This is a genomic window from Spirosoma foliorum, from assembly GCF_014117325.1.
GTDB classification, from domain to species: domain Bacteria; phylum Bacteroidota; class Bacteroidia; order Cytophagales; family Spirosomataceae; genus Spirosoma; species Spirosoma foliorum.
Window position 1 is genome coordinate 2,872,555 of sequence record NZ_CP059732.1, and the last position, 26,524, is coordinate 2,899,078.

Here is a 26,524-nt window from a genome sequence, read left to right on the forward strand (position 1 = left end):
ATTATTCATTTTAACCTACATGAATCCAACTACATCGCAGCCTAAAGTCAAAACCGGCACGCCACCCATGCTGATTGCCGCCCGTATTGCTCGTATTCTGGTCGGGATTGTCTTTATTTTTTCAGGATTGATCAAACTCAACGACCCCGTTGGGACACAGATTAAGTTCGAAGAATATTTTGAGGTTTTCGCGCAGGATGTTCCGTTTTTGCACGATTTCTTCATGGCGTTAGTGCCGTTCACGCTACTTATGTCGGTCTTGTTCTGCGCGGCAGAGATCATTCTTGGCGTGGCTTTACTAGCGTCTTACAAGCCGAAAGTAACGGTCTGGCTGCTGTTCTTTCTGATCACCTTTTTTACCTTCCTGACGTTCTATTCGGCTTATTTTGATCGGGTAACCGACTGCGGCTGTTTTGGTGATGCCATTAAGCTCAAACCCTGGACATCCTTTTCGAAAGATATTGTCCTGATGGTATTGATCCTGTTTATTATTGGTCACCGAAACCGGCTTCGATCGCGTAATACGGGTTGGCTGGTGGGTATTACCGTTGCCCTGACGCTGGCGCTTGGGGTATATGCCGTTCAGTTTTTGCCCCCAATCGATATGCTGCCTTATGCCGTTGGCAAAAGTATTCCGGCACAAATGAAGCCGTCTGAACCCCTGCGTTACAAATATGTGATGGAGAAAGATGGAAAGACGGAGGAGTTTGAAACGTACCCAACCGACCAGAGCTATAAGTTCAAAGAAATGGTGCTGGTTAATGAAAAAGCCAAACCCAAAATTACAGACTACCGTGTCTGGAACGATGAGGGCGATTTTACGCAGCAGACGTTTGAAGGGAACAAGCTGTTTATCATCGTAAAAAATACAAAAGGCATTGACGCCGGAAGCCTGCCCGCCATTCGTGCCTTGATCGAGGGTTTACGGGGTACCAACATCGCTCCTTATATTCTGACCTCTACCAGCGATGATGAGATTAAAGCGTTCCGTAAAGAGTATCAATTAGAAAACGTTCCCTATTATAAAGCCGACGCCACCGTTCTGAAAACCATCATGCGATCGAACCCTGGTACCTGGCTAATGAGCAATGGTATCGTGCGCGGCAAATGGCATTATAATTCAACGCCGGATGCGGCTGAGGTTAAAAGAATTTTGAATGATTGAGTGATTGAGTGATTGAATGATTGAGTGATTGAATAGCTGACGCAAAAATTATTCAATCACTCAATCATTCAATCACTCAATCACTCAATCATTCGCTCATTGCGGATGAAAAATATCTTCCTGATTGGTATGCCCTCGTCGGGCAAGAGTACGCTGGGTAAACGAATTGCCGATGTATTGCATTATCGGTTTATTGATACCGACAAGATTATTGTTCGGGAGGAAGGACGTTCTATCCCGGAAATTTTTGCCCAATCGGGCGAAGAGTATTTTCGGGAAGTTGAACGCCGGGTGTTACGCACCATACGGCCGGGTGATAGTCTGGTTGTATCAACCGGGGGCGGTATGCCCTGCTTCCACGAAAATATGGACTATATCAAATCGACGGGCGTATCTATTTTTCTGGATGTACCCGTTGAGGTACTCGTTCGTCGAATTTTGGCGCATGGGCATGAGGATCGACCGCTAAATAACCCGAATGATCCAGAGCTGCTCGCTGTTTTGCAAAAACGATACGAAACGCGATTGCCTATTTATGCGCAGGCAACGATTACGGTTTCGGGCGAAACAACCGAAGATGAAATCCTGCGACGAGTAGGTGCGTGGCTGTAGGAGGTCTAAAGAATTAACTGATATCTTCCCAAAGCTCAAGGCTATTTCCTTCCGGGTCAAGGATATGGACAAACTTGCCATAGTCATAAACGGCTATTTCATCCAGTATCGTTACGCCATTACGTTTTAGTTCTTCTACCAGTTCTTCAATATTCTCGACCCGGTAATTGATCATGAAGTCCTTTTTGGAGGGTTCAAAGTATTGGGTGTTTTTGTCAAAAGCTCCCCAAACGGTTGATCCTTTTTTGCTGGGGTCGTCTGCATCGAGCCAGTTGAAGGTGGTGCCATAAGCATCCATAGGTAATCCCAGATTTTGAGCGTACCAGTCTTTCATTTTCTGCGGATCATCGCATTTGAAGAAGATGCCGCCTATGCCAGTTACTTTTTTCATGTATCTAATGTAAATAATGGAATAAGATAAACTACGGTTTTTGTTGATATTTACCGTACCTCATTACCAAATTACCAAAACATACGCATGAGCATTAGCAAAACGGTATTTATATTTCTTGTGGCCCACCTGATAGGCCATTCGCTCGTTGCTCAGTCAACCGTAGCTGTTTCTTCAGGCGGCACTGCTGGGTTCGGTAACAATGTCAAAGCCGGGAAATACGCTACTATCCGGGGTTTCAGGATGTATTATGAAGTATATGGTACTGGTAAACCATTGCTTCTGATTCATGGGAACGGGGGCTCTATCAATAATTTTAGTAATCAGATTCCTTATTTCGCCAAAAACTACAAAGTGATTGCCGTTGATAGCCGGGCGCAGGGTGAATCGGTAGATACCAGCGATTCGCTTACGTACGAAATGATGGCCGACGATTTCAATGCGCTCCTGAATCAGCTTCATCTCGATTCGTGCTACGTGATTGGCTGGAGCGATGGCGGCATCAATGGGTTGCTGTTGGCTATGCGGCATCCCGAAAAAGTAAAGAAACTAGCCATTACCGGCGCTAACCTGTGGCCCGATACAACGGCCATTGAACCGGGCCTTTTTCAATGGATTGTTTCACGTAATGATAGCCTGGGTAAGGTTACGCAAACCCTATCGGTAAAGGCGGAGAAAAAGCTGCTTAACCTGATGGCGTTTAATCCCCATATTTCGACCACCGCGTTGAAAAAAGTGAACTGCCCGACGCTGGTCATCGGGGGTGATCATGACGTGATTCTACCGAAACACACGCTGGCTATTGCCGAAGCTCTTCCGAATGCTTACCTCTGGATTTTACCCAATTCCGGCCATTCGACCCTCGTTCGCTACAAAGATTTATTCAATCAAATCGTAGGAGAGTTTTTCAAAACGCCTTTTCGGAAAATTGATGGAATGGCAAAGCTAGAGTAAGTGTAAGAAACATCCGTTTTAGAAAGTTGCTAAGTGGCCTTTATGTTTTTCGGCCAAGAAATCGGCGTAAAAATCAGGAATGTCACTGCGCCGAATTGCCTGAATCGTCTGCTCAATTGGGTAGTCTACCCGAATGAGATCATATTGGATTGAGCTGGCGCTATAGGGAGCTTGCTGGTCAGAAACAGTCAGGAGAAGATAGGTTGCTGAAGCCGTTGCTTCTTTTGTGCGACCAACCGACCCACAATTAATGGCCATCTTAATCGAAGAAGGTTTAGTACCGCTCTCCGTTTCTAGTCTCCGGATATAAGACTGATGTGTGTGCCCCATTAGTAGAACGTCAGCCTTGCGCTCATTCATCATGGTTATCAGGTCAGCCTGATCGTGGGATTCGTAGATGTATTCGTCAATGGAGCGTGTGCTGGCATGGACCAGTAAAATGTTTATTGGGGTGTCCTGAAAAGAAAAGGTGATCATCAATTCCCGGGGTAGGCTGGCTAAGAAGCGTTTGTTTTCAGGATGGATGACCTGACGGGTATTGGTAATAGCCGCTACCCGAGCCTCCGTTTCAGCCGCATTATGTTTTTGGAGCGGAATAATCGGGAGATCAAACGCAATTCGTTCGTCGTGATTACCCAGTAGGCTCGGAATGCGGTTTTTTCTGAGTAAATCAATTACTTCATTCGGCCAGGGGGCAAAGTCAACCAAATCGCCCAGACAAAAAACCTGATCCACACCTTGGGCATCAATATCATTCAGAACAGCTTTAAAAGCGGGTAGATTTCCGTGAATATCACTGAGAATGGCAATTTTTAGCATCGTTGAGTGGGTAAGCGGTGGGTATTTTTAGAGTTAACTAAGGGCAAAGATAAATCGAGGAGGTTCAGCGATAAGCGTGGGTCTATAAAAAACAACGGCCTCTGTACAGCACGGATAGACCGTATTCCTGTACAAAGGCCGTTTGATAAGCAACAAACGTGAACTGACTTACTTCATTTTTTTGTCAATCGCGTTAATGGCATCCATATGCTTTTGCAGCGTTGGCAGTGTTTTCGTGGCGAAATCCTTAACGGCTGGATTCGTTTTTTCATCTTCAGCTGCTTTCTTAAATTCCTCGATGTCGTCCTTGTGATCATCGACCATCATGCTAACGTACTTTTTATCGAAATCAGCCCCTGACAATTTTGCCATTTCATTGACATGTTTCTGCTCATCCTCGCCGAGTGTTGAGGGCAAGGTGATATTTTGGGTGGCTGCTATCGTCTTTAATTCTTCATTCGCTTTAGAATGATCTTTTACCATCATAGCACCAAAGTCTTTTACATCCTTACTGGCTGCTTTTTCTTCGGCCAGGCGACCCAGTTCAACTTCCAGCATACCCCCATTGGCTGCTTTCACCGCAAATTCGTTGGTGTCATCAGGCTGACCGGTTCCTGCTTCTTCTTTGGCTTCGTTGGATTTCTCAGCGTTCTCGACGCTATCTGTACTCTCTGTCTTTTTGCTGCTGCAGGCCTGGAAGCTTAGCGTGCTAACAGCTACTAGTAAAATTAAACTTACCTTTTTCATAACGTAATTAATGATTATGGTTCTGTGTGCTTTAACCTGTCTGGGGCTGGTTAGGTTTTGAAAAATGATATTCTGGAATTTATAGACAAATTTCTGTGTTTGTAAGACAAAATTCCTATGTTTGTCCTATGGTACTATCTGATCGCACAGCACTCGTCTTTTCGGCTCTCAAAGGAGTTCCGGCTACTCGATTCTTTGAGATAGCGGACTTAACCGGCTATAAACGTGAACAGCTCGCGGAGGTGTTCGATACTTCGCTCAAAACCTTTCAGCGGTATGAGCGGGAACATAAGAAACTAAATCCACAGGATAGTGAGAAAGTCCTCAAGATCATGGCGCTGTTTCAGACCGGTGAATCGGTTTTCGGCTCCGGGGATTCCTTTCGGCGGTGGATGGATAAGCCGGCTTATGGGTTAGGCAATCAAATTCCATTCGAACTGCTTCATACATCAGGAGGAATTGACCTGGTGATGGATGAGGTGATTCGTATCGAATACGGTGATTTAGCCTAAAAGAACCGAATGCTCGTTTACCGAATTACCAAAGCGACCTATGCCGATCGATTAGTGGCGTCCGGGGGAGCTGCCCGCTGGAATAGTCGCGGGCAGTTTGTTATATATACGGCTGCAACCCGCGCATTAGCTTGTCTCGAAAATGTTGTTCACCGAAGCGGGGAGGGGCTTTTGGATAACTTCCGGGTTATGGTGATCGAGATTCCGGATACACTCCCCGTTGTGACGATTGCCCCCGAAAACTTACCCGACAATTGGTTTGATTTTCAGCAGTATGATGCCTGTCAACGGATTGGAAATGATTGGCTGCGAATGGGCCAGTCTGCTGTTTTGCGCGTGCCCTCGGCCATTATTCCCAACGAGTGGAATTTCCTGATTAGCCCTTCTCACCCCGATTTCTCCCGTATTCAATTACTACGGACTGAGCCGTTTACGTTCGATCCAAGGATTAAGGGATAGCAGCTGATTTCGCGCCAATCGAATAGATTTGACTCGATATATTTCAGTTGGAATATAATTGTATTTCAGATGGGTAATGTTCGTTCTCAAATAGCGGATAAATCGGATTTGTAGACGCTAAATTCAGGGCTTATTTCGCTTGTTTACGCGCTATTTTACGGGTTTATTTCTGTTTTCTCCTGAAAATTTTGTATATTTGTCTATAACGTGATTTGCGCAGATTGTGCAGGTCAGAATAGTAATTTTCTTCGAAACTCCTTTAACAAATGGCGGACGAAAATCCCGACCTCGAAGCCCCCAGTAACATCATTCCCATCAACATTGAGGACGAAATGCGTGGCGCGTACATTGACTATTCAATGTCGGTTATCATTTCGCGTGCTCTGCCCGACGTTCGCGACGGGCTGAAGCCGGTACACCGTCGGGTGTTGTTCGGAATGGCTGAACTGGGCGTTAGTTACAATAAACCCCATAAAAAATCGGCTCGTATCGTAGGGGAAGTATTGGGTAAGTATCACCCCCACGGCGATTCATCGGTATACGACACTATGGTGCGTATGGCCCAGGACTGGTCGTTGCGGTATCCATTGGTCGATGGTCAGGGGAACTTTGGTTCTATTGATGGTGACTCACCCGCTGCGATGCGGTATACCGAAGCGCGACTGAAGCGGATTGCAGAAGAGGTTCTGAACGACATCTATAAAGAAACGGTTGATTTTCAACCCAACTTCGATGATTCGCTGGAAGAGCCAACGGTTATGCCGGGTAAACTCCCTAACCTGTTGCTCAACGGATCGTCGGGTATTGCGGTAGGGATGGCCACGAATATGGCACCCCACAACCTGACCGAAGTGGTCGATGGTATTATCGCTTATCTGGATAATAACGATATTACGGTAGAAGAACTGATGCAGTTCGTGAAAGCCCCTGATTTTCCAACGGGTGCTACGATCTATGGGATGGAGGGCGTGAAGTCGGCCTTCAAAACCGGCCGTGGTCGTGTTGTGATGCGGGCGCATGCAACAATTGAAGAAAACAAAGGCAAAACCCAGATCATTGTTACGGATGTACCGTACATGGTGAACAAAGCGGTGATGCTGGAGAAAACGGCTGAGTTAATCAACGACAAAAAGATCGAGGGTATTACGGCATTCCGGGATGAATCAGATCGGGATGGTTTGCGGGTTGTATACGATCTGCGTAAGGATGCCATTCCAAACGTTGTTCTGAATAACCTGTATAAGCATACCGCTCTTCAATCGTCATTCAGTATTAATAACGTCGCGCTTGTAAAAGGGCGTCCGATGATATTGAATCTGAAGGATATGATGAAATACTACGTCGAGCACCGATTCGAAGTAGTAACACGGCGGACTCAGTATGAACTTCGCGAAGCCGAGAAACGGGCGCATATCTTAGAAGGTCTGTTGATTGCGCTGGATAATATCGATGCCGTAATCAGCCTGATTCGTTCGTCGCGTGATACCGAAGTAGCCCGTGTGGGTCTGATGCAACAGTTTTCGTTGAGCGATCTTCAGGCGAAAGCTATTCTGGAAATGCGGTTGCAACGGCTGACGGGTCTGGAGCGGGATAAGCTTCAGGCAGAGTATGACGAGCTGATGCGGGAGATTACGGATCTGCGCGAAATTCTGGCGAGCGAAGAACGCAAGCGTCAGGTGATCAAAGATGAGTTGACCGATATTCGGGCTCGCTACGGCGACGAACGCCGGACCGAGATCAATCCGCTTGGTGATGGTAACATTAGCGACCTGTCGTTGATTGCCGATGAAGATATGGTCATTACCATTTCTCACGAAGGTTATATCAAACGGACGCCGACCACAGAATACCGCTCGCAGGGCCGGGGTGGGGTGGGCGCTAAAGCAGCCGCTACCAAAGAGGAAGATTTTACGGAGCATCTGTTCACCGCTACGATGCACAATACCTTACTGGCATTTACGCAGAAGGGACGGTTGTACTGGTTGCCGGTCTATGAACTGCCCGAAGGATCACGAACATCGAAAGGTCGACCCTTGGCTAACTTTATCAATATCGAATCCGATGATAAAGTACGGGCAGTCATTAATGTGACCGATCTGAAGAACGAGGATTACATCAACAATAATTACATTGTGATGTGTACCCGTCAGGGCACGATTAAGAAAACGATGCTGGAAGCGTATTCTCGTCCCCGCCAGAACGGAATCATCGCCATTACGATTGATGAAGAGGATCAACTGATTGGTGTATGTATGACCAACGGGGATAATGAAATCGTGATTGCCTCAAGTGCCGGTAAAGCCGTTCGTTTCCACGAAAGCCGGGTTCGGCCGATGGGACGTACAGCCGCTGGGGTTCGCGGTATTTCACTGGATGAAGACGATTCGACTGATCACGTCGTGGGTATGGTTTGCCTATCGTCGCCCGAAACCCAATTGTTAGTTATTTCGCGGAATGGATATGGTAAACGGTCGGATATCGATGAGTACCGAATCACGAACCGGGGCGCTAAGGGAGTAGGTACCTTAAAAGTTACCGAAAAAGTAGGTCGCCTTGTTGGTGTGCTGGATGTAACGGATACGGATGACCTGATGATTATCAATAAATCGGGCATTGCCATTCGGACACCAATTAGCGAAATCAGCGTGATTGGCCGGAATACACAAGGCGTTCGTCTGATTAGCCTCCGGGATGGCGATGAGATTTCGTCGGTGACTAAAATCAAACAGGAAGAAGGAGAGGAGGGAAGTCCCTCTGAGCCAGAAGCTGTTGCCGAATAAAAAAGACCAATTCGTATTCGTTTTGAGCCGTCAGGATTGATTGATAATCAGCCTGACGGCTCAAACAATTTAGAGGAGGTCATGCTTATACAGACAGATTCCGTAATTTCGTTTCTGAATTAATAACACAACCCCGATTTACACATGAAACAAGTTTTTGTAATGCTCGTCGCGTGTTGCCTGGCAGTAGGTGCACACGCACAACAAGCCGCAGATGCTGCGGCTACAGATGCCATTAAAAAGGAAAAGGAAAAAAGCGATAAGGATATAACGGATGCGAAAGCGGCTGCCAAGGCTAGTACCTGGATGGACCGTGCCAAAACGTACCAGAACATTGCCAGCAGTGGCAACGTAAAAGTTGACTCAGCGGCTGCTACAACGGCTTATGATGCGTATAAAAAAGTAATTGAACTGGATAAAGACAAGAAAGGTGGTCCAGGTAAATTAGCGAAAGAAGCAGAAGATGCCCTAAAGAGCCCAGGTCTCTACAGTGCGTTCATGCAGCAGGGGGTTGCCAAGTTCCAGGCTAAGAATTATGGCGAAGCGGTGAAATCTCTGACGATGGCCAGTGACATTAACCCTAAAGACACCTTAGCTCCACTGTATTCGGCTATTGCTGCGCAACAGGTAAAGGATAATGCAACCGCGAAGACCCAACTGGAGAAATACATTGCCGGTGGTGGTAAGGATGTGGCTATCTACGGTTCGCTGGCGATGTTGTATCGGGGCGATAACGAAATAGATAAGGCCCTGGCTACGCTGGATAAAGGTATCGCTCTGGCTCCATCGAATAAAGATCTGGCTAATGAGAAGATCAATATTATGTTGTCGACGAACCGGATGGATGAAGCGATTTCGGGCATGAAGGCTATGGTTGAAAAAGATCCGAACAACGTTCAGAATCTGGTCAACCTGTCGATTGTTTATAACAACATTGCCCATAAGAGAGATGAAGAGGTTCGGAAACTGGAAGGGGATACGAAGAAGGGTGGTAATACTGCCAAGCAACTCGCCGATTCGAAGAGTATCATTGATGCCTACAACAGCGAAATTGCCCGGTTGAGCGCTTCTATCAAAAAAACGCCAAAGAATGCCGAACTGAAACGTCAGCTGGCCGATGTTCAGAAAAGACTGGCTGAGCAAAAAACAGAAATGGCTACGTTAGAAGCCGCTGCTAAAGAAGCTGCAGCCAATGCATCGGTAGCAGCCGCCAATGAGAAGAAGCTGGCTGATATCCGTCAGATGCAAACAGAGAACTATAATCTGGAGAAGCAATATCTGGACAAAGCACTGGCCGTTGATCCAAATAACTACGATGCTAACTTTAACATGGCTGTTTGGATCTTTAACCGCGCTGTTGAAATGAAGCGTAATGTCGATAAGATGGACATGGCTGAGTACAACAAGAATGGCAAAGAGCTGGATGGTAAAGTTTGTGGTAAGTTTAAGCAAGCGCTGCCATACTTCCAGAAAGCAAAATCGATTAAAGATGAAGCTGAGGTAACCGAGAATTTGACGAATACGGAAAATATTCTGAAACAGTACGAAGAGAAGAAGATCGTTTGTATTGAGAGTAAATAAGTAGAATAGGGTCGGTGTCAGAGATGCCGACCCTATTTAATGAAAACTTTACTTAACATAATATAAATTATACAACAAAATAATCACTCTAATCCACAGTGTTATCAACATGTTATCCACGTGGAACACTAAAGCATTGCTTTACAGAGAGTTAGGTTGTATTTAGTCAAAAAATGCCCTTAATAGGCTCAAAAAGGGCATTTTTTGGTATATAAACTTTAAAAATCCACCACATCATGGATTACTTCAGCTCAAAAAGAGCTAATGAGAATCTAAACTCATAGCGGATTAACCCCAGTTGAAGTAGTTATTCAGTACTGTACTTTATAAAACTATAGTGCTGATCAACGTGAGTCAGTTTACGAACGAGAATATGGTTTGATGGTGAATGCCAGCAAGCCAGTTCTGGAGAAACCAGATCCGAACAGAGTCATATATGGTATGCTTTATAAGGTTGATCTAACCCATATAATGGACTGATAAATCCATTAGCAAAGCAACGATATTATTATGCCCATACCTTGCCGGATAGACCGCGCGGGCGGCCCCTCCGTTGTCTGCTTTAGCTGTTTTCCCAGGCCTGCTTAGTAACGGTTCAAACGTATAACCGAGTTCGACTCAGCCGTCAGCCAATAACTGCAAAGTCCATATTAATAATACATAACTTGTCCTAGCTGCAAATCATCAAAGATCTTTAGCCTAGTGCCATGCTAAAGCAAATATGATTCTATAAGGTTTCTAATTTAACAAACATGGCCCAGGTCAATTCAGCAATCTCATTAATTATCTCCTTCTGTTTTTCAGCTGATAGATCGGACTGGACAAGATATTCATAAGTACCAATAATCTGATTAACACAAAGTGATGAAATCAAGCCGACAGGCAAAGGTTTGAATAGATTATCTTTTATCGCTTCTATATATAAGCTCTGATATAAACCTGGCTGTAGGATTGGCTCTGCTCCCAATTGTTTGAAATATGGAGAATGTCGGAACTGCTGAGTGAAGTAAAATTCATATTTATAGTCTACAGCCCATTGTACAGAATGATAAAAAAGATCCTTAAATCGATCCACAACGCTAGCGGATGGTTTCGTTTGTTCAGATAGATAGACGGTAAATCCCTCCTGTATGGAATTATAGAGAGTAACGATGAGTTCGTCTTTTGTTTTGAAATAATGGAATAAGGTACCATGGGCAACGCCGGCCTCACGCGCAATTTTGCTGGTGGGCGTTCCATGAAAGCCATACTCAATAAACAAACCTAACGCGGCTGCTAAGATGGCTTCCTGTTTATCGAAAGATATTGATTGAGTAATCACTCAGTAAAGTTAGATAAAAAATAATCGGTTAGTACGAATGACGTTATTCAATTAAGTTGTTGGCATATATTCTCTGAACGACCCGTCTGTATAAAAGATAAGGATTCGCTCCACTTTCTTTTCCGAAGAGATACCCACGTTAGGGGCTGGTTCTGGCAGATTGGACTCGTTAGCCAACATCTGATTGGGCGTACCCAAGGGCGGAATTTCAGTCCGTTGACTACGAATACCGGATGGTTTAAGTGGATAAGATGGCATTGACGGCTGTGTAGTAACCGGGTCGGCCCGATCAATTGTGGGGCGCCCCACTCCTGTTCCTCGGTTAAAATTATAGCCTGAAGAATTAGTTGCAGCGCGTGGAGTTACCTGGCCGTCTTCTTCCATAATCCATTCATAACCTAGCTCAGGAAAACGACGAATAATTTTCTGAATAATATCAAAGCTAGGGCGATTACGGCCCGATAAAATGTGAGAAATACTCGATCGTTGCACACCAATTTCATCAGCGAAATATGATGGAGTCAGATTCTTGTCTAGAAGGATCTGTTTAATTTTGTCATTTATAGTCATATATGGATTATAGTTACGTAAACTGTATGACGAGCCTATTTACAGGTGTTGTTACAAATATATATCTAAATAATTTACAATATATTATTTTGGTATGTGATTTACAAAAAAAAGCTACACTAACACAGTGTAGCTTTTTAAATTCACTAATGTTTATTAATCATTTTGTTAATTGTAAATGTGTAATTGGAAATCTTAAACTATTTACAATTGGATGAAATTTAAACTGATACATTATTTTCCCGGAGTGCATCATTCAGGGACGTTTTTAAATCTGTAGACGGTTTCCGCTGACCAATAATAATAGCGCAGGGTACGTGAAATTCTCCCGCTGGAAATTGTTTAGCATAACTTCCTGGAATCACGACAGAATTAGCAGGAACATAACCCTTGTATTCAACAGGCTTGTCACCCGTTACGTCGATTATTTTGGATGATCCAGTAATAGTAACGCCAGCTCCTAAAACGGCACGTTTACCAATGTGTGCACCTTCAACCACAATGCATCTCGAGCCAATAAATGCGCCATCTTCGATAATAACGGGTGCGGCCTGAGGTGGCTCAAGTACTCCACCAATACCTACTCCCCCACTTAGGTGAACATCTTTACCAATCTGCGCACAACTACCAACTGTTGCCCAGGTATCCACCATCGTACGCTCATCTACGTACGCTCCAATATTTACGTACGATGGCATAAGAATAACACCGGGTGCCTGGTAAGAGCCATAGCGAGCAACTGCTGGTGGTACAGCTCTGACTTTGGCTTCGGCGAAATTGTTTTTTAGGGGAATTTTGTCATTAAAGGTAAAGATACCTACCTCCTCAGTCTTCATTTGCTGACTGACGAAATAAAGAAGAATTGCTTTTTTGACCCATTCATTTACGGTCCATTCGCCATCCTCGGTACTAGGTGGAGTGGCCACCCGGAGTTCCCCCTTATCTAATTTATTAATTACCTCCTTTATGATTTGTATAGATTCATCGTTGGCCAGTAGCTCTCGGTTGGACCAAATTTCCTCGATTTTGTTAGTCATGTAAGTAAAGTAAAAATTTATATATATACCTATAACTTCCTGAATATCTGATAATTAACTATTAGTGCCAAATTTTATATTGTTGTACATCGATATTATACTGCTATATTCTTCTCGTTTTTCAAAGGTAATAATAAGACATGTATACTTGTAATATAAGGGCTGAAATTATTTATTCAGACTTCTGTAGGCAGTTTGAAGCGGCATTGTAGGCCTTTCAGATCAATCAGCTCGTTTTTTGATTAAGAAACGTCCCAATACCGTATAAGTGTAGGAATTGAAGAAGCAACCACAGTTTTCAATGGTTTTATCGTTGTTTCTCCTCTGATAAATAAACATCAAAATTGATGCCAGCGAATTGTCTTTATAGAAGCAATTTCTGGCAGTTAAACTTGCTTCTTCAAGTCTAATTCAAGTTGCGAGATAGTCGCGTAAGCATCGCGATGTTTATAGACAGGAGATACATCTGTCTTTTTGGCGTGGAGTTAGCGTACCTGACTCCACGCAGATTATTGAAAGCTACAAACACGTTGTTGTCGCTATGAGACAGGCTATCTCTCAACTTGAATAATTCTGATTGATGCATAATACAATTGAGTGAACGAAGGGATAAAGCGAAGACTCGTGCACCCACGGGTTTGTAAAACTCGATATAATGTGTGTCTAAGCATATCTTCTAAAGTGACGAATATATAAAGTGAGGAATATATGGGACACTAGGTGTTGATTATGAACATCAATTGTTTGTGGTGTTAACTATGCATGAGCGTGAGAAGAACGCTAAGCAATTCTTATTTAACTGACTAGTTTGTTTGTCGTAAATGGTAAGCAAATGCTACGTTACTAAAACAGACGAAATCAATGAATAATAAGCATAATGAATATAAAGTGTGATTACTTGCTATTACGTTGTAGTAAAGGGATATGATGCATTTGAGAAATAACTTTATACGATAAGCTCGGATATGATTTATGATTTGTTAGTAATAGGCAGTTATGGATCCTTTATGGATCTCATATACTAAGATATATTTCTATAAGTAGAATGTGACATAGATAGGGTAAAAAATAAAGATTAGCTAATCCTACCTCCTACTTATAATAAAAAGCATTGTTTTAGTAAATGACATTTTTAGTATTTTCATGCTATCTTAGCATCCATTTTAGCATTAATATTAGTAATTACTAATCAATATTAGTAAAAATACTAAAAATTGCTATTTATATTTAGCAAAATGCCAATATATTACTAATATTAATGCTAAATCTCTATATTTGCTAAAATGGATTTCTGTAAATACTAAAAACTATAGCTAATACCCTTTACTGTGAATCCCCCTATTTAATCAGTATATTTGACCCCGAAAACAAACCAATTTTCACTGTACATGGAAAAAATACGCGTTGCTATTAATGGCTTCGGTCGTATCGGACGGTTATCGTTCAGACGGCTTCTGGAAAAAGAAAACATCGAAATAGTTGCTATCAACGACTTAACTGACAATGCAACACTCGCCCACTTACTAAAATACGATTCTGTTCATGGAAAATTTCCTGGCACAGTTTCTTCTGACAGCGAAAGCCTAACTGTTAACGGAGCTCGTATCAATGCTTACGCAGAACGTGATCCTAAAAATCTACCCTGGAAAGAACTAAACGTAGACGTAGTTCTTGAATCGACTGGCCGTTTCGTGGATGAAGCTGGCGCAGGTCAACACTTAACTGCCGGTGCTAAGAAAGTAATCATCTCTGCTCCTGCTAAAGGAAATATTCCAACAGTTGTTTTAGGTGTTAATGATGATACGCTAACCGGCGAAGAAACGATCATCTCGAACGCTTCCTGCACAACCAACTGCTTAGCCCCAATGGCGAAAGTTCTGGATGATGTTTTTGGTATCGAAAAAGGCTACATGACAACCATCCACGCCTACACAGCCGATCAGAATCTGCAGGATGCTCCTCACTCCGATCTACGTCGTGCACGAGCAGCCGCTTTATCGATTGTTCCAACCTCAACGGGTGCTGCTAAAGCTGTGGGTCTGGTTCTTCCCCAATTAAAAGGGAAACTGGACGGAAACGCATTACGCGTACCAACCCCAGATGGCTCACTAACTGATCTGACTGTAGTTCTTAAAAAGGCGGCAACCATTCAGGAAATCAATGACGCCATCAAACAGGCTTCTGAAACGACTCTGAAAGGCTATTTGGAGTACACGACTGACGAAATCGTATCGATTGACATCGTTGGCAACCCTCACTCCTGCATTTTCGATTCGAAATTAACGGCCGTAAACGGAACGCTAGCGAAAGTTGTTGGCTGGTACGATAATGAATATGGCTATTCTAGCCGCGTTGCAGACTTAATTGCAAAGTTATTTTAAGTCTGTAAATAAAACATCCTTACGATACAGTGTTTACCAGACTATATCGTAAGGATGAAATGTAAATTAATATAGTTGTAAACGGCCGTGATTAAGTTAAATTACGGCCGTTTTGCATTGTAAATAGTTAATTGTAAATCCCTTGTCGAAGAACATTTGTTCGTATTTCGTCTTAATACCAATGTGAATCCCGTTTAATGGTGAGTTATATAAATCGGTAGTAAATTGTAAATCGGTACACCCTATCGCTTGCACCTGTTCCAGGCTATATGCAAACAATTCTGGATTATCAGTCTTTAAATGCAGCGTCCCTCCGGGCACGAATAGCTCTTTGTAAATAGCTAAAAAACGGGGATGAGTTAGCCTGTGCTTTTCCTGACGGGGCCGTGGCTGGGGATCAGGGAATGTAATCCAGATTTCATTGACCTCCTGCTTCGCAAAAAACTCGTGAAGGAAATTAATATCGGTCCGTAGGAAAGCAACATTTGTCAATCCAAGATCTTGCGCAGCCTTGGAGCCTCTCGCAATCCGATCCCCTTTAATATCGACACCAATAAAGTTTTTAGCTGGAAAGGCCTGCGATAAACCAACTGTATATTCCCCTTTCCCACACGCCAATTCTAACACAATAGGATTGTCATTCTTAAAATAATCACTCCGCCAATTCCCGCGAATAGTTTTGTAAAGTGGTTTACCTACTTCAATAACATTCTGGCTTTCAGCATTTTGCAGAAAGCGATGCGTTTTCCTTCTTGTCACGTTATAACATTGTTAATTCGGCAATTGTATAGTTACTGCCAGTTATCAGAATTAAATCATCAATTGATGATTGTAAAATTGCGCTTCTTAAAGCTTTATTTACATCAGTAAACGAATCGCCTAGCCGACCGGTTTGAGCAGCTTCAGCTTGTAAATCGCTAGCGGATAGTGAGCGGGGCGTTTGGGCTTGACAGAAATAATAAACCGCCGTTTGGGGCAGCACACTCAGCACTTTTGACCGATCTTTATCGGCCACCAGCCCGATCACAATCCGTAGCGTTTGATAAGGAATCGTTTCAATTGTTTCGAATAAAGACACTAATCCAGGCTGATTGTGGGCTGTGTCTGCGATGACTCTGGGATGCTCCTGTAAGGTCTGAAAACGGCCCTTCAATCCAGTTGTTGCTGTGACGGTAGCCACACCTTTTTGTATAGCCTCAACCGATACTGGCCAGATAGATTGAAGCACCGAAACAGTAGCCAGCACGCCACCCAGATTACGGAGTTGATAGGTTCCCAATAAATCGATTTCTACAGCAAGGGGGGACTCTCCTTCTCGCAACACCTCCACCTGACGCTTGCCAGAAACCAGCCCTTTATCCAGAATCGAATAAACCTGATCGGCCACTAAAATCGGGGCGTTCAGCTCATCCGCCTTTTTACGAAATACAAATTCTGTTTCGGGATGGGTTTCGCTAATCACGACGGGAACGTCGGGCTTAATAATCCCTGCTTTTTCGGCGGCTATTTCGCCCAGTGTTTCACCCAGGATATCCGTGTGATCATAACCGATATTGGTAATCAGCGACGCTTCAGGCGTGATGACATTCGTTGAATCGAGCCTTCCCCCTAACCCCACTTCGATAATCGCTACATCGACCTGCTGCCGGGCAAAATAATCGAACGCCATCGCTACCGTCACCTCAAAAAAGGATGGTTCAACTGATTCAATTAAAGCCTGATGCTGTTCGACAAACGCAGCGACCTCCGCTTCGGGCATGGGTTGACCATTCAGGCGAAAGCGTTCGGTAAACGATTGAAGATGGGGAGAGGTATATAACCCCACCCGATAACCCGCCGACTGATAAATGGCAGCGAGCATGTGCGAGCTGCTCCCTTTACCATTGGTACCAGCCACATGAATAGTCCGGAACTGGTTTTGTGGATTGCCAAGGGCTTCACATAAGGCAAGGGTATTCCCTAATCCGGGTTTTAGCGCTTTGGCACCAATCCGGTGAAAAACGGGGAGCCGACTGTATAAATAGTCGAGTGCTTCCGGGTACTGCATTAATCTTTAGACTTTATAATAAATGTAATAGTGCCTGTGGCCGTAGGTGGCGTTGACCCGCCTTTGGGCCGCAGCCGCAGCTTTTGAACGGCCTTTCGGTATACTTCACTAACCGAAGGGCTTACGGTACTTTGTAACTGACGAACATTGATAATGTCGCCACTCTCATCCACTTTGATCTGGAAGACAATTTTACCCGTCTCATCGGAATCATCATTAATCGTTGGGCGACTAGCCAACGACCAGCCCGATACATCGAAGGCTACGCCGGTTGGCGCCCCCCCCTGGTGTCCCGTAAAATTCCTTGGCATTGATCTTACCATTCGGATTCCCTTTATCCCCTACACCGCTGGCATCGTCCCCGTTGTTGTTTCCGCCCGCACCGGTTGCTTTCCCAACTGTACCATTGGAACCACCCCCACCCGAGGATTTTTTGAAAAGCGCATCGTTATTGACGGTCTCTACTTTCTTGGGCGGAGCCACCGGGGCTGGCCGTTCAGCGGGTGCCGTTGCTTTAGGCGATTCAACCCGTTTGGGTTCAGGACGTTCGGGCGTAGTTACCGGACTTTCGGCTTTACTAACGATCAGTGGTTTTTCCGTATGGGTTTTGGCCGGTTTCGCATCCTCTACTTTAGGCGCTGGGGTTGCTCTGGTCTTTTCAATACGGGGTGTCGTATTGATTTTCGGATTAGGACGCTTTTCGGCGGCTTTGACATCCTCCTTATTCGGTGAATCGGAAGCCTTGTTATACGTCTGTATCCGGCCACTGCCCCGGGCATCGGTGCCGAAGTTTACCTCCACGAACTGAATCGGTGGTGGGTTCGGAACCGTCTGCGATAGCTTAACCAGTAAAAGTATAGCGATCAGAATCCCATTAATAACAAGGGTCCCTGCTAAGGATTTAACCCGAATTTCGTCCTCGTTCTCGTAGGCAATGCGGTTCATAGGGTGTATGATTTTCTGAGACTATAACGCTAACAATCACCGCTTCGTTTATGAATACGAAACGATTACTACCGTCTAGCTAAGCAAAGTAACAGAAAATCTACCATAGAAAGCCAGACAGCACATGCGGTTTCGGGCTTATGTTTGCATTCTGTTGCTCTTTTACTCGTTCAATTATGCCCGTTCTTCAGCCAATCGTCAACATTGCCGAACTGCTTTATCAAAAAGGAATAACCGATGTCGTCGTCTCTCCTGGTTCCCGATCGGCACCCTTAACGCTGGCTGTCGTACGGCACCCCCACCTTCGGGTGCGGGTAATGGCCGATGAACGATCGGCCGGGTTTGTGGCCCTGGGGCTGGCTCAACAAACCCGAAACCCAGTCGCGATTATCTGCACGTCAGGAAGCGCGGTGTATAACCTGTCGCCCGCCGTTGCCGAAGCCTATTTTCAGCAGGTACCTCTCCTGCTCCTGACTGCCGACCGTCCTCACGAATGGCTTCACCAGCAGGACGGGCAGACCATCGATCAGGTCAATCTGTTTGGCAACCAGGTTAAACGCTCGTACGACCTACCGGCCGACTATACCCACCCCGACGCCCGCTGGTTCATCGAACGATCGGTCAACGAGGCTGTCTCACTCGCTCGATTAGCCCCCGAAGGTCCGGTCCACCTGAACGTCCCCCTACGTGAGCCCTTTTATCCAACGGCGAATGAGGTCTTCCAGGCAGAACCGGCACGACTGATTACGACCCTCTCGGCAAGCCCTACACTGGCACCTGAAACCTGGCATGCCCTGCTTACGGAATGGGAACGGAGTGATCGTACGCTCATTGCCGTTGGACAATTACCCCGAAACTCGGCCCTGTTGGCGTTACTCTCGAAAATTAGTGACGAACTTGGGGTTCCCATAGTGGGTGAGATCGTGAGCAACCTCCCCGTCAATGATCGGTTTATTACCCATACGGATACATTTCTATCGGGCATTCCAGATGAGCAGGCCGAAGCACTCCGCCCCGATTTATTGATCACCATCGGGAATTCGCTCCTGACCCGGAACCTTAAAACGTTTTTTCGCCAATACCCAGCTCACCGGCACTGGCACATTCAACCAACGGTCGATCGGATTACAGATGCCTTTCAGAGTCTGACCACGCTCATTCCTGCTGAACCCCTTGCCTTTTTAGATAAGTTGTTTGCGGACATCGACTATCAGCAATTTCTGCAGGGCGATGATGATGACGATTCGCACGAGTTTCTGCATCACTGGCAGCAGGCCGACCGGAAAGCAGCCCGACTGGTGGCGCAAACCCTGTCGAAACCCAATCAATCCCTCACGGACTGGTCGGCGGTCCAACTGGTGCTCGAACAGATACCTCCTCAATCCATCCTCCACCTGGCCAACAGTATGCCCGTTCGGTACGCGAACCTCTGTGGACTCTCCGAACAACAGGCGGTGAGTGTATCCGCGAATCGAGGAGTTAGCGGAATCGATGGTTGTTTAAGTACAGCCGTTGGGGCAGCCCTCGCAACCGATCAGATCGTGACGCTTCTGATTGGCGACGTTGCGTTCTTCTATGACCGGAATGCGCTCTGGTCATCCCCTATCCCTCCGAACTTACGGATTGTACTCCTCAACAACGATGGCGGCCACATCTTTCGACTGATTGATGGACCCAGTCGGCAACCCGAGCTGGAAACCTATTTTGAGACCCCTCACGGGTATACCGCCCGCAACACGGCCGCTGATGCGAAGATACAGTATCAGATAGCCGCCAAAGCCGAAACGTTAACCTCACTCCTCCCCGATTTCTTTCGCCCCGGCAGTCAGGCGAAACTGCTGGAAATAAAAACAGACAAACGAATCAACCAGGAACAGTTTTTGGCGTACAAATCGCAGCTCAACAATCTATATACCAGCAACTAAAACTGTAGTTTTAGTTGCTGGTATATAGATTGTTACCACTTAAAGGGGAAAACGACTCGGAATAGGTAGAAATCTGTTTTCTTTGTTACTCCATCCTCCGTTACGAACCTTACGCTCATGAACCAACGTCTACGCCTGTCCATTACCTGCTTTATACTTATGGCGCAGGTGATCTCCTTTTCCTCCACTATTGCCCAGGGTATCTCCTCTCCGCAAATCGATGCGCTGGTACAGAAAACGCTGACTACATTCGATGTGCCGGGTATCGCTGTCGCTGTTATTAAAGACGGAAAGGTAATTCACAGTAAAGGTTATGGCGTTCGTTCCCTCAAAACGGGGGAAAAGGTCGACGAAAATACCCTCTTTGGCATTGCGTCCAACAGCAAGGCGTTTACTTCGGCGGCTTTAGCAATCCTGATGGACGAAGGAAAACTGACCTGGGATGATAAAGTGATTGACTACATTCCGGAATTTCGGATGTATGATCCGTACGTAACCGATGCCTTTACCATCCGGGATTTACTCACGCACCGAAGCGGGCTGGGTCTGGGCGCAGGTGATCTGATGTTCTGGCCGGACTCCAGTAACTTCACCATGAAAGACATCATTCATAATCTGCGTTACCTGAAACCCGTCTCGGGTTTTCGAACAAAGTATGATTATGACAACCTCCTCTACATGGTCGCGGGTGAAGTTGTTGAACGGGTAAGCGGAAAAACCTGGGAAGCTTTTGTGGAAGAGCGGATCATGAAACCCTTAGGCATGAACCGAAGTGCGGGAAGCTATAGCCGTCTGGCTGATAAGGTCAATGTTATTGATGCGCACGCGCCCGTGAATGGGAAAGTACAGGTGATTAGCCGGGATATGTTTCGCTTTGGGTATTCGGCGGGGGGTATCAACTCCAGCGTGGCCGATATGAGCAAATGGGTCATTATGCAACTCAACAAAGGCAAATACGGCAATAGCCAACAAGTATTCAGTGAGAAACGGCAGGCCGATATGTGGGGAGCCCAGACCATTCTTACGGTAAACCCTACCCCCATTCCGCCCTACAACACGCATTTTTCCGCGTATGGATTAGGCTGGGGCCTCAGTGATGTAAAAGGCTACAAGCAGGTAACGCATACGGGTGGGCTTGCTGGCATGGTAACGCAGGTAACCCTCCTACCCGAACTTCAGTTGGGGATTATCGTTTTTACCAATCAGCAATCGGGGGCGGCTTTTAGCTCTATTACCAATACCATTAAAGACAGTTATCTGGGAGTAACCCCTACTGACTGGATCAAGCTGTATAGCGACCGGGTGAAAAAGGGACAGGATGAAGCCGATGCCATCACCAAAGGCATCTGGGAAACCATCGAGAAAGAGCAGAAAAGCAATAAGACCCCTGTCAACGTCACGGCCTATATGGGAACTTACCACGATCTGTGGTTTGGGGACGTCCTGATCAGTTTAAAAAATGGAAAACCCTGGTTCCAGTCGCTGCGGTCACCCAAGCTGACGGGCGAATTGTTTTTCTACAAAAACAACACGTTCATTGTCAAGTGGACGAACCGGAGCTTCGATGCCGACGCTTACCTCACGTTCCAGACCGACGAGAATCAGCAACCCGTCTCGATCCGGATGAAACCCATTTCCCCTCTCACCGATTTTAGTTTCGATTTTCAGGATCTCGACCTGAAGCGAGTACCCGCAGAAACCAATCGGTAAATCATAAAGTAGTACATTATCTTGATATAGCGTATAGTATAATAGCTACTTGTTTTTCTTATGGTCTGGCAAAACCCGTTCCACACGCTCCAACCACCTGGCCTCTCCCGCAATGATCAGGTTAAATTCAAGATCATTGTAGGCGCTCAACTTATTATTACCACTGGATTATGCCTAGCTGGTCTCGTACATCTCGTCGCTCATCAATATAGCCGGATTCCTGAACTGGTTTTTGCCTCGCTTACTCTTTTACCCATTCTCATCCTGTTGAAACGGTATCCCTTTCGGATAGCGGCCTTGTATTTCATCAGCATAGCCATCCTGGATGCCTTTGGGATCGCTGTTTTACGCATCAGTCAAGGCATCGATACGCTTGTTGAAAATAATTACTTCTATATTGTCTGTATTTCCATTTTTATACTGGATGGAAGGCCAGCTTATTTTTTTGCTATTGTATCCGGTTTATTAGGCTTACTCATTCGAGGTCTAGCCGTCTATTATTTGCACGAGCCTAATAATCTTGGCCAGTATATTAGTTTTATAGCGCCCTTCATGGTCGTTGCTTTCTTTAGTGATTGGGTAAAAAAGCTAACGGACGAAAATCAGGCGGCCATTGAAAGCAAAAATCGGCGACTCTCTGAGCTGAACACATTGAAAGATAAGTTGTTCAATATCATCGCCCATGATCTGCGCATCCCCATCGCGATCCTGAAAATGCAGCTCGAGCAGCTTCGGGATCGTAACCCGAAATCGAAACGGATTACGATTTCACTGGAAGAGTATCACCGATTGGTTGATAGTGTCGACAGGACCTATGTAACTCTGGATAATTTACTACAATGGAGCCTACTGCAACGGGAAGCGCTTGGCAACAGACCTGTTCATGTCGATTTACCCCAACTTCTACAAGCTACCCTCGCTCTATACGACAATCAGCTTCAGCTCAAGGAGCTAAGCTTACGAACAAAGATGGAACCGACTGAGGTCTTTGTCGATAGCTACCAGGTCCAGATCATTATCCGAAATATTCTTCAGAATGCCATCAAATTCACGCCAGTGGGCGGTTCTCTTTATCTTCAGACCCAGGCAATGGCCGATGGGACTAAATTAACACTCACGGATTCGGGGATTGGTATGGACGAACCAACGATCGCTTCACTGGCCAACTCCTTTATTTCCAGACCAGGCACAGGCGGAGAAAGAGGCACAGGTATTGGGTTGCAACTGGTCCAGGAGTTAGTAGCAGCCAATGGGGGCCAGCTTACGATTCAGAGCCAGGTAGGCGAAGGAACAACGGTGGAAGTGCTGTTTCCCCAAAAGAGTATATAACCTACCCAGACTAGCATTTCTGTCACAAGTTATCGTATTTCATGGTTCAATTCGTGAACGAGCCCCCTGATGAAATACCTTCTGATTACCATCGCCATCCTACTTGGGTCATCCCCTGTTTTAATTGCCCAGAAACCGCCTGTCAAATCACCCGAAAACGAAAAATTTGTGTTCCTCAACAATGGGGCTACCGTCGGAATGATTATTAAATCGGTAGTAAAGGCCGATAAACAACGACTTAAATTAACCGATCAGCAATTACCCAAAGCAAAAGAAATTATTACGAAAGCTGTTGTCGACTTTAACGAGGGCGTAAAAACGTTAAAAGCCGCCGGAATGAATCAGAAAAAATTAAGAACCCTGGCGCTGGGCGTAGAAGACGAAAAAGTAAAAGCCTATAAAGCGATCCTAACGCCTGAGCAGTATCAGATCGTTGTTACGCAGCACAAAAAAGTGTATCCTGAAAGTAGAGTCTAGCCTACCAGCTTTGTAGGTTTTGCTATGTCTTTTCAACCTCGGCGACCCTGGTTCGCCGGTAAGGTCTGTTTCGACCCTGATAGCCTACAGCGTCGCCCTCATGATATGATTGTCATCACCTTAAACAAAACTGACAATTTATAAAAGGCTAAAGCTACTTGGTGATAACCATTTGACCACTAGTGAGTTTTATTAAGACTCAACGTTATCTAATGGACTATGGACTTTCAAGAACTTATGCTCACTTATGGCTATCCTATCCTGTTTCTTGGGGTGCTGCTGGAAAGTGAAGCCTTTTTACTGGTCGGAGTGTATTTGGCCAACCAAGGGTATTTTTCCTTGCCCGCCGTCATTGCCCTGGCCGCACTTTCTTCGTTTTGTATTACCCAGTTCTGTTTTTGGCTGGGCTGTCGCTACGGCAGTAACTTTATCCGCACACGGCCTCGTTGGCAGCTTCGCTACCAGCGCATTGAGCGATTGACGAATCGCTATGGTACAGGTTTAGTAATCGGCTTTCGGGCGCTGTATGGGTTACGGGGAGCTGTACCAGCCGCTGTGGGGCTGGCTGGCTTCTCTTCGGCCCGGTTTATGGTCTTCAATGCACTGGGGGCTTTAGTATGGGCGTTGGTGGTGGCTCTTTTAAGCAGCAATCTGGTTCAAGGATTTAACCAGCTTTATGAGAGCCTGCCTCCTTCCGAAACGATGGCCCTTTATGCACTGGCAGCTATAATAGGCTTAGGACTTGTTTTCCAATGGGTCAAACGGTCTCGCTTAAAAAGACAGACGGTAAATGGCCTCTCTATACAACGAGAGAATGGCTTGCCGTTACCGGTAGAAACAGACTCCCGCAGGTAAGTCACTAAACAGAGCATCAAGACCAAAAGATGGCTTGGTTAAGCGTAAACTAGGCTTTTCTAAAAAAGAAGTGGTATTGTCAGTAAACCTCTAAAGCCCTACAAACGCAACCAACTGGCTGCGTTTGTAGGGCTTTTGCTCTACTTAATAAATTCACCTGGCTCGCTCCGATTAGTCGACACCAGCTGCCTTTTTGGTTTTCTCCTTGGCAACAGCTTTCAACTCTTTAGCGTCACTTTTAATCGCTTTCTTGCGAGCATGTTTCATTTTTCGATCCGCTTTAGCCTCGCGAGTCTTGGCGTCAGAAATGCCCGCTATTTCAAGACCTTTGCCTGTAGCTGCATTCGAGCGTAGCTCCTTGGCTTTGGCCACTTTCTTTTCAGCTTTCTCTTCTTTTTTCTCGGCCTTGCCTACTTGAGCCGCCTGTCCAAAACTGGTTTGGGTTATGGTTAGCATCGCTAACAGCGAAGCACCTAAAATGATCTTTTTCATACTCGTTGTTTAATTTAGTGAAAGGATAAAATTTACTTACTCAATTTATTGGCACTGATAATCAAAGAACTAAAAGTATAATTGGGCTTGGCGCCGGATCTCTCCTTAGCGCCAAGCTAGTCGTGAATGGTAGATTGGGAAAAGCGATCAAGCAATCACGTAAAACAGATTGCTTACTTAAAGCGCTGCGATCTTGTAAGAGGCCAGCCTGCCGACCCCGTCCATGATTTTGTCGTAGGAGCAGAGTTGGTCATCTTACGGAGTAGACTATACGAATGCCTCAGAGAGCGAGTCTTATAATCCTCGCTCTTACCAGGAGTAAGAGGTTGGACTTTGGTCATTTTAGACTGAATGAATCGGTAAGCCAGATAACAATAACCGAGAATGATTCCTATCTCGATTACTGTGTTGAAGGGTTCTCGTTCATAGCGGCCTAACTTCATGTCATTATACCAGTCAATCACTACCCAGCAATACACTACAAACAACACGCTACTAGCCAGAATGATACCTGCTACTATTTTTGATCTTCTCATAATTGAATTCTCTAAGGTCAACACTTAATGATAGTTCAAGGAATTCTGCTGCACTTGATACGCCGATTGAACAGGCAGCAGGAGCCATAGCGCGCTACCGAGAATAGCGCAACTGTAAACCAACAAGAAATGAATGACTCATAGACGCCAGATGGCATGCATTACTTGCAGACGCCTACGTTTGGGAGGCTTGTCTATAAAGAAAACCAATGGCGCTAAAGCGAACACAAAAGACCAACCTACAGACAGCGCTATCGGCCGATTGATCGGAGTAATAACGGCTTGAGCTGGAAGGATTTTTCGCTTAACACCCGCCGTAGATTGGGGTGATCGGACCGATGTTCCAAGAACATACGTATCATAAGCATCGCCAAAGCTATCGCCGGTCTCGCCTAAATCAATTTCCAGTACAGCGCACCCGTAAAATAGACTAACCAGAAATACAGTCAACTGAATAGCTACCTGACGGCTCCGGCCAACCAGAACGGCTCTCCGTTTCAAAGAAGTAGCGCAAAAAATCGGACTGGTTTTGACTGGGTCTATCGCAATGCTCAGCACAGATGGATATAGATTAGACGTAAAACGGGTTGACTACTAAAAGGATCATATTAGATGAATATGGGTCCTGTCAATCGAGAAGGCGATATGGATAGTCGATATCTTGGCAAAATGTTTGCCACCAGGTTATTTCATGGATGCGACCCAGGCGGATCGGATACTTAAAAAAACTAGAAATAGCCTCCATGTTAATTATTCCCAATACTTACCAATACCATTGTGACTTGGAAATACATTAAGCATATCATAGTTGTATAACTAAGTAATTTGACTCATGGGTCATAAATTCTACAGAGTTGAGGAAGAGAATAGGCAACTTGA

At 45.4% G+C, this 26,524-nt stretch carries 24 protein-coding genes and 1 pseudogene; 13 read left to right on the top strand and 12 right to left on the bottom strand.

Annotated elements, in window-relative coordinates; translation table 11 throughout:
• Window positions 1-19 precede the first annotated feature (19 nt).
• Both H3H32_RS12065 and H3H32_RS12070 read left to right on the top strand, forming a co-directional pair.
• A complete protein-coding gene (locus H3H32_RS12065; RefSeq protein WP_182462945.1) occupies window positions 20-1,165 on the top strand; it encodes a BT_3928 family protein in 1,146 nt (381 codons plus the stop codon).
• A gap of 105 nt (window positions 1,166-1,270) precedes the next feature.
• Entirely contained in the window at window positions 1,271-1,777 is a 507-nt protein-coding gene (locus tag H3H32_RS12070) for a shikimate kinase (RefSeq protein WP_182462946.1), read from the top strand.
• A gap of 13 nt (window positions 1,778-1,790) precedes the next feature.
• Here H3H32_RS12070 and H3H32_RS12075 read toward each other — a convergent pair whose 3' ends face one another.
• Window positions 1,791-2,168, bottom strand: coding sequence for a VOC family protein (locus H3H32_RS12075; RefSeq protein ID WP_182462947.1), 378 nt, complete (start codon window positions 2,166-2,168; stop codon window positions 1,791-1,793).
• An 87-nt stretch (window positions 2,169-2,255) separates the two neighbouring features.
• Here H3H32_RS12075 and H3H32_RS12080 point away from each other — a divergent pair, with 87 nt between their 5' ends.
• On the top strand, window positions 2,256-3,122 hold the full coding sequence (locus H3H32_RS12080) for an alpha/beta fold hydrolase (RefSeq protein WP_182462948.1): 867 nt from the start codon (window positions 2,256-2,258) through the stop codon (window positions 3,120-3,122).
• Between the two features lie 18 nt (window positions 3,123-3,140).
• On the opposite strand, the gene H3H32_RS12085 is transcribed toward H3H32_RS12080, so the two are convergent.
• Both H3H32_RS12085 and H3H32_RS12090 read right to left on the bottom strand, forming a co-directional pair.
• Complete coding sequence (locus H3H32_RS12085; protein WP_182462949.1) at window positions 3,141-3,941, bottom strand: metallophosphoesterase family protein; 801 nt, start codon at window positions 3,939-3,941, stop codon at window positions 3,141-3,143.
• Between the two features lie 168 nt (window positions 3,942-4,109).
• On the bottom strand, window positions 4,110-4,688 hold the full coding sequence (locus H3H32_RS12090; protein ID WP_182462950.1) for a DUF4142 domain-containing protein: 579 nt from the start codon (window positions 4,686-4,688) through the stop codon (window positions 4,110-4,112).
• A 128-nt stretch (window positions 4,689-4,816) separates the two neighbouring features.
• On the opposite strand from H3H32_RS12090, the gene H3H32_RS12095 reads away from it, so the two are divergent.
• The 4 genes from H3H32_RS12095 (at window position 4,817) to H3H32_RS12110 (ending at window position 10,020) form a co-directional block, all read left to right on the top strand.
• Window positions 4,817-5,200 carry an Xre family toxin-antitoxin system antitoxin gene (locus H3H32_RS12095; protein WP_182462951.1) on the top strand — a complete coding sequence of 128 codons (384 nt, stop codon included), beginning with the start codon at window positions 4,817-4,819 and terminating at the stop codon, window positions 5,198-5,200.
• A gap of 9 nt (window positions 5,201-5,209) precedes the next feature.
• Window positions 5,210-5,659: an RES family NAD+ phosphorylase gene (locus H3H32_RS12100; RefSeq protein WP_182462952.1), complete on the top strand. Its 450-nt coding sequence runs from the start codon at window positions 5,210-5,212 to the stop codon at window positions 5,657-5,659.
• 266 nt (window positions 5,660-5,925) lie between these two features.
• Window positions 5,926-8,439 carry a DNA gyrase subunit A gene (gene gyrA, locus H3H32_RS12105; RefSeq protein ID WP_182462953.1) on the top strand — a complete coding sequence of 838 codons (2,514 nt, stop codon included), beginning with the start codon at window positions 5,926-5,928 and terminating at the stop codon, window positions 8,437-8,439.
• 144 nt (window positions 8,440-8,583) lie between these two features.
• The gene (locus tag H3H32_RS12110; protein WP_182462954.1) at window positions 8,584-10,020 is read left to right on the top strand and encodes a tetratricopeptide repeat protein; all 1,437 of its coding nucleotides are present in this window, start codon (window positions 8,584-8,586) and stop codon (window positions 10,018-10,020) included.
• A gap of 727 nt (window positions 10,021-10,747) precedes the next feature.
• On the opposite strand, the gene H3H32_RS12115 is transcribed toward H3H32_RS12110, so the two are convergent.
• The 3 genes from H3H32_RS12115 to H3H32_RS12125 all read right to left on the bottom strand — a co-directional run bounded on the left by H3H32_RS12115 (window position 10,748) and on the right by H3H32_RS12125 (window position 12,948).
• Window positions 10,748-11,341: a TetR/AcrR family transcriptional regulator gene (locus tag H3H32_RS12115; RefSeq protein ID WP_182462955.1), complete on the bottom strand. Its 594-nt coding sequence runs from the start codon at window positions 11,339-11,341 to the stop codon at window positions 10,748-10,750.
• 51 nt (window positions 11,342-11,392) lie between these two features.
• Window positions 11,393-11,911: a helix-turn-helix transcriptional regulator gene (locus H3H32_RS12120; protein WP_182462956.1), complete on the bottom strand. Its 519-nt coding sequence runs from the start codon at window positions 11,909-11,911 to the stop codon at window positions 11,393-11,395.
• 221 nt (window positions 11,912-12,132) lie between these two features.
• Window positions 12,133-12,948 carry a 2,3,4,5-tetrahydropyridine-2,6-dicarboxylate N-succinyltransferase gene (locus H3H32_RS12125; protein WP_182462957.1) on the bottom strand — a complete coding sequence of 272 codons (816 nt, stop codon included), beginning with the start codon at window positions 12,946-12,948 and terminating at the stop codon, window positions 12,133-12,135.
• Window positions 12,949-14,336: 1,388 nt separating this feature from the next.
• Between H3H32_RS12125 and gap the strand changes: the two genes are divergently transcribed.
• Window positions 14,337-15,329 (top strand): type I glyceraldehyde-3-phosphate dehydrogenase, encoded by a 993-nt coding sequence (gap, locus tag H3H32_RS12130; RefSeq protein ID WP_182462958.1) that lies wholly within the window; start codon window positions 14,337-14,339, stop codon window positions 15,327-15,329.
• A 96-nt stretch (window positions 15,330-15,425) separates the two neighbouring features.
• Here gap and trmB read toward each other — a convergent pair whose 3' ends face one another.
• The 3 genes and pseudogenes from trmB to H3H32_RS12145 form a co-directional block, all read right to left on the bottom strand.
• The gene (gene trmB / locus H3H32_RS12135) at window positions 15,426-16,088 is read right to left on the bottom strand and encodes a tRNA (guanosine(46)-N7)-methyltransferase TrmB (RefSeq protein WP_182462959.1); all 663 of its coding nucleotides are present in this window, start codon (window positions 16,086-16,088) and stop codon (window positions 15,426-15,428) included.
• Between the two features lies 1 nt (window position 16,089).
• On the bottom strand, window positions 16,090-17,376 hold the full coding sequence (locus H3H32_RS12140; RefSeq protein ID WP_182462960.1) for a bifunctional folylpolyglutamate synthase/dihydrofolate synthase: 1,287 nt from the start codon (window positions 17,374-17,376) through the stop codon (window positions 16,090-16,092).
• A pseudogene (locus tag H3H32_RS12145) lies at window positions 17,376-18,321 on the bottom strand (energy transducer TonB family protein). Before H3H32_RS12145 ends, H3H32_RS12140 begins: the two are co-directional and overlap by 1 nt.
• Window positions 18,322-18,497: 176 nt before the next feature.
• Between H3H32_RS12145 and menD the strand changes: the two are divergent.
• The 5 genes from menD (at window position 18,498) to H3H32_RS12170 (ending at window position 24,617) form a co-directional block, all read left to right on the top strand.
• Window positions 18,498-20,246 (top strand): 2-succinyl-5-enolpyruvyl-6-hydroxy-3-cyclohexene-1-carboxylic-acid synthase, encoded by a 1,749-nt coding sequence (gene menD, locus H3H32_RS12150; protein WP_182462961.1) that lies wholly within the window; start codon window positions 18,498-18,500, stop codon window positions 20,244-20,246.
• 117 nt (window positions 20,247-20,363) lie between these two features.
• A complete protein-coding gene (locus H3H32_RS12155) occupies window positions 20,364-21,956 on the top strand; it encodes a serine hydrolase (RefSeq protein WP_182462962.1) in 1,593 nt (530 codons plus the stop codon).
• Window positions 21,957-22,016: 60 nt separating this feature from the next.
• A complete protein-coding gene (locus H3H32_RS12160; protein ID WP_182462963.1) occupies window positions 22,017-23,285 on the top strand; it encodes a sensor histidine kinase in 1,269 nt (422 codons plus the stop codon).
• A 69-nt stretch (window positions 23,286-23,354) separates the two neighbouring features.
• Window positions 23,355-23,762, top strand: a complete 408-nt coding sequence (locus H3H32_RS12165; RefSeq protein ID WP_182462964.1) for a hypothetical protein — start codon at window positions 23,355-23,357, stop codon at window positions 23,760-23,762.
• Window positions 23,763-23,981: 219 nt separating this feature from the next.
• Entirely contained in the window at window positions 23,982-24,617 is a 636-nt protein-coding gene (locus tag H3H32_RS12170; protein WP_182462965.1) for a DedA family protein, read from the top strand.
• Between the two features lie 171 nt (window positions 24,618-24,788).
• Here the strand turns inward: H3H32_RS12170 and H3H32_RS12175 are convergent, their stop codons facing one another.
• The 3 genes from H3H32_RS12175 to H3H32_RS12185 form a co-directional block, all read right to left on the bottom strand.
• Window positions 24,789-25,109, bottom strand: coding sequence for a hypothetical protein (locus H3H32_RS12175; RefSeq protein WP_182462966.1), 321 nt, complete (start codon window positions 25,107-25,109; stop codon window positions 24,789-24,791).
• 173 nt (window positions 25,110-25,282) lie between these two features.
• A complete protein-coding gene (locus H3H32_RS12180; protein ID WP_182462967.1) occupies window positions 25,283-25,645 on the bottom strand; it encodes a hypothetical protein in 363 nt (120 codons plus the stop codon).
• 138 nt (window positions 25,646-25,783) lie between these two features.
• Window positions 25,784-26,146, bottom strand: coding sequence for a hypothetical protein (locus H3H32_RS12185; protein ID WP_182462968.1), 363 nt, complete (start codon window positions 26,144-26,146; stop codon window positions 25,784-25,786).
• Between the last annotated feature and the right edge of the window lie 378 nt (window positions 26,147-26,524).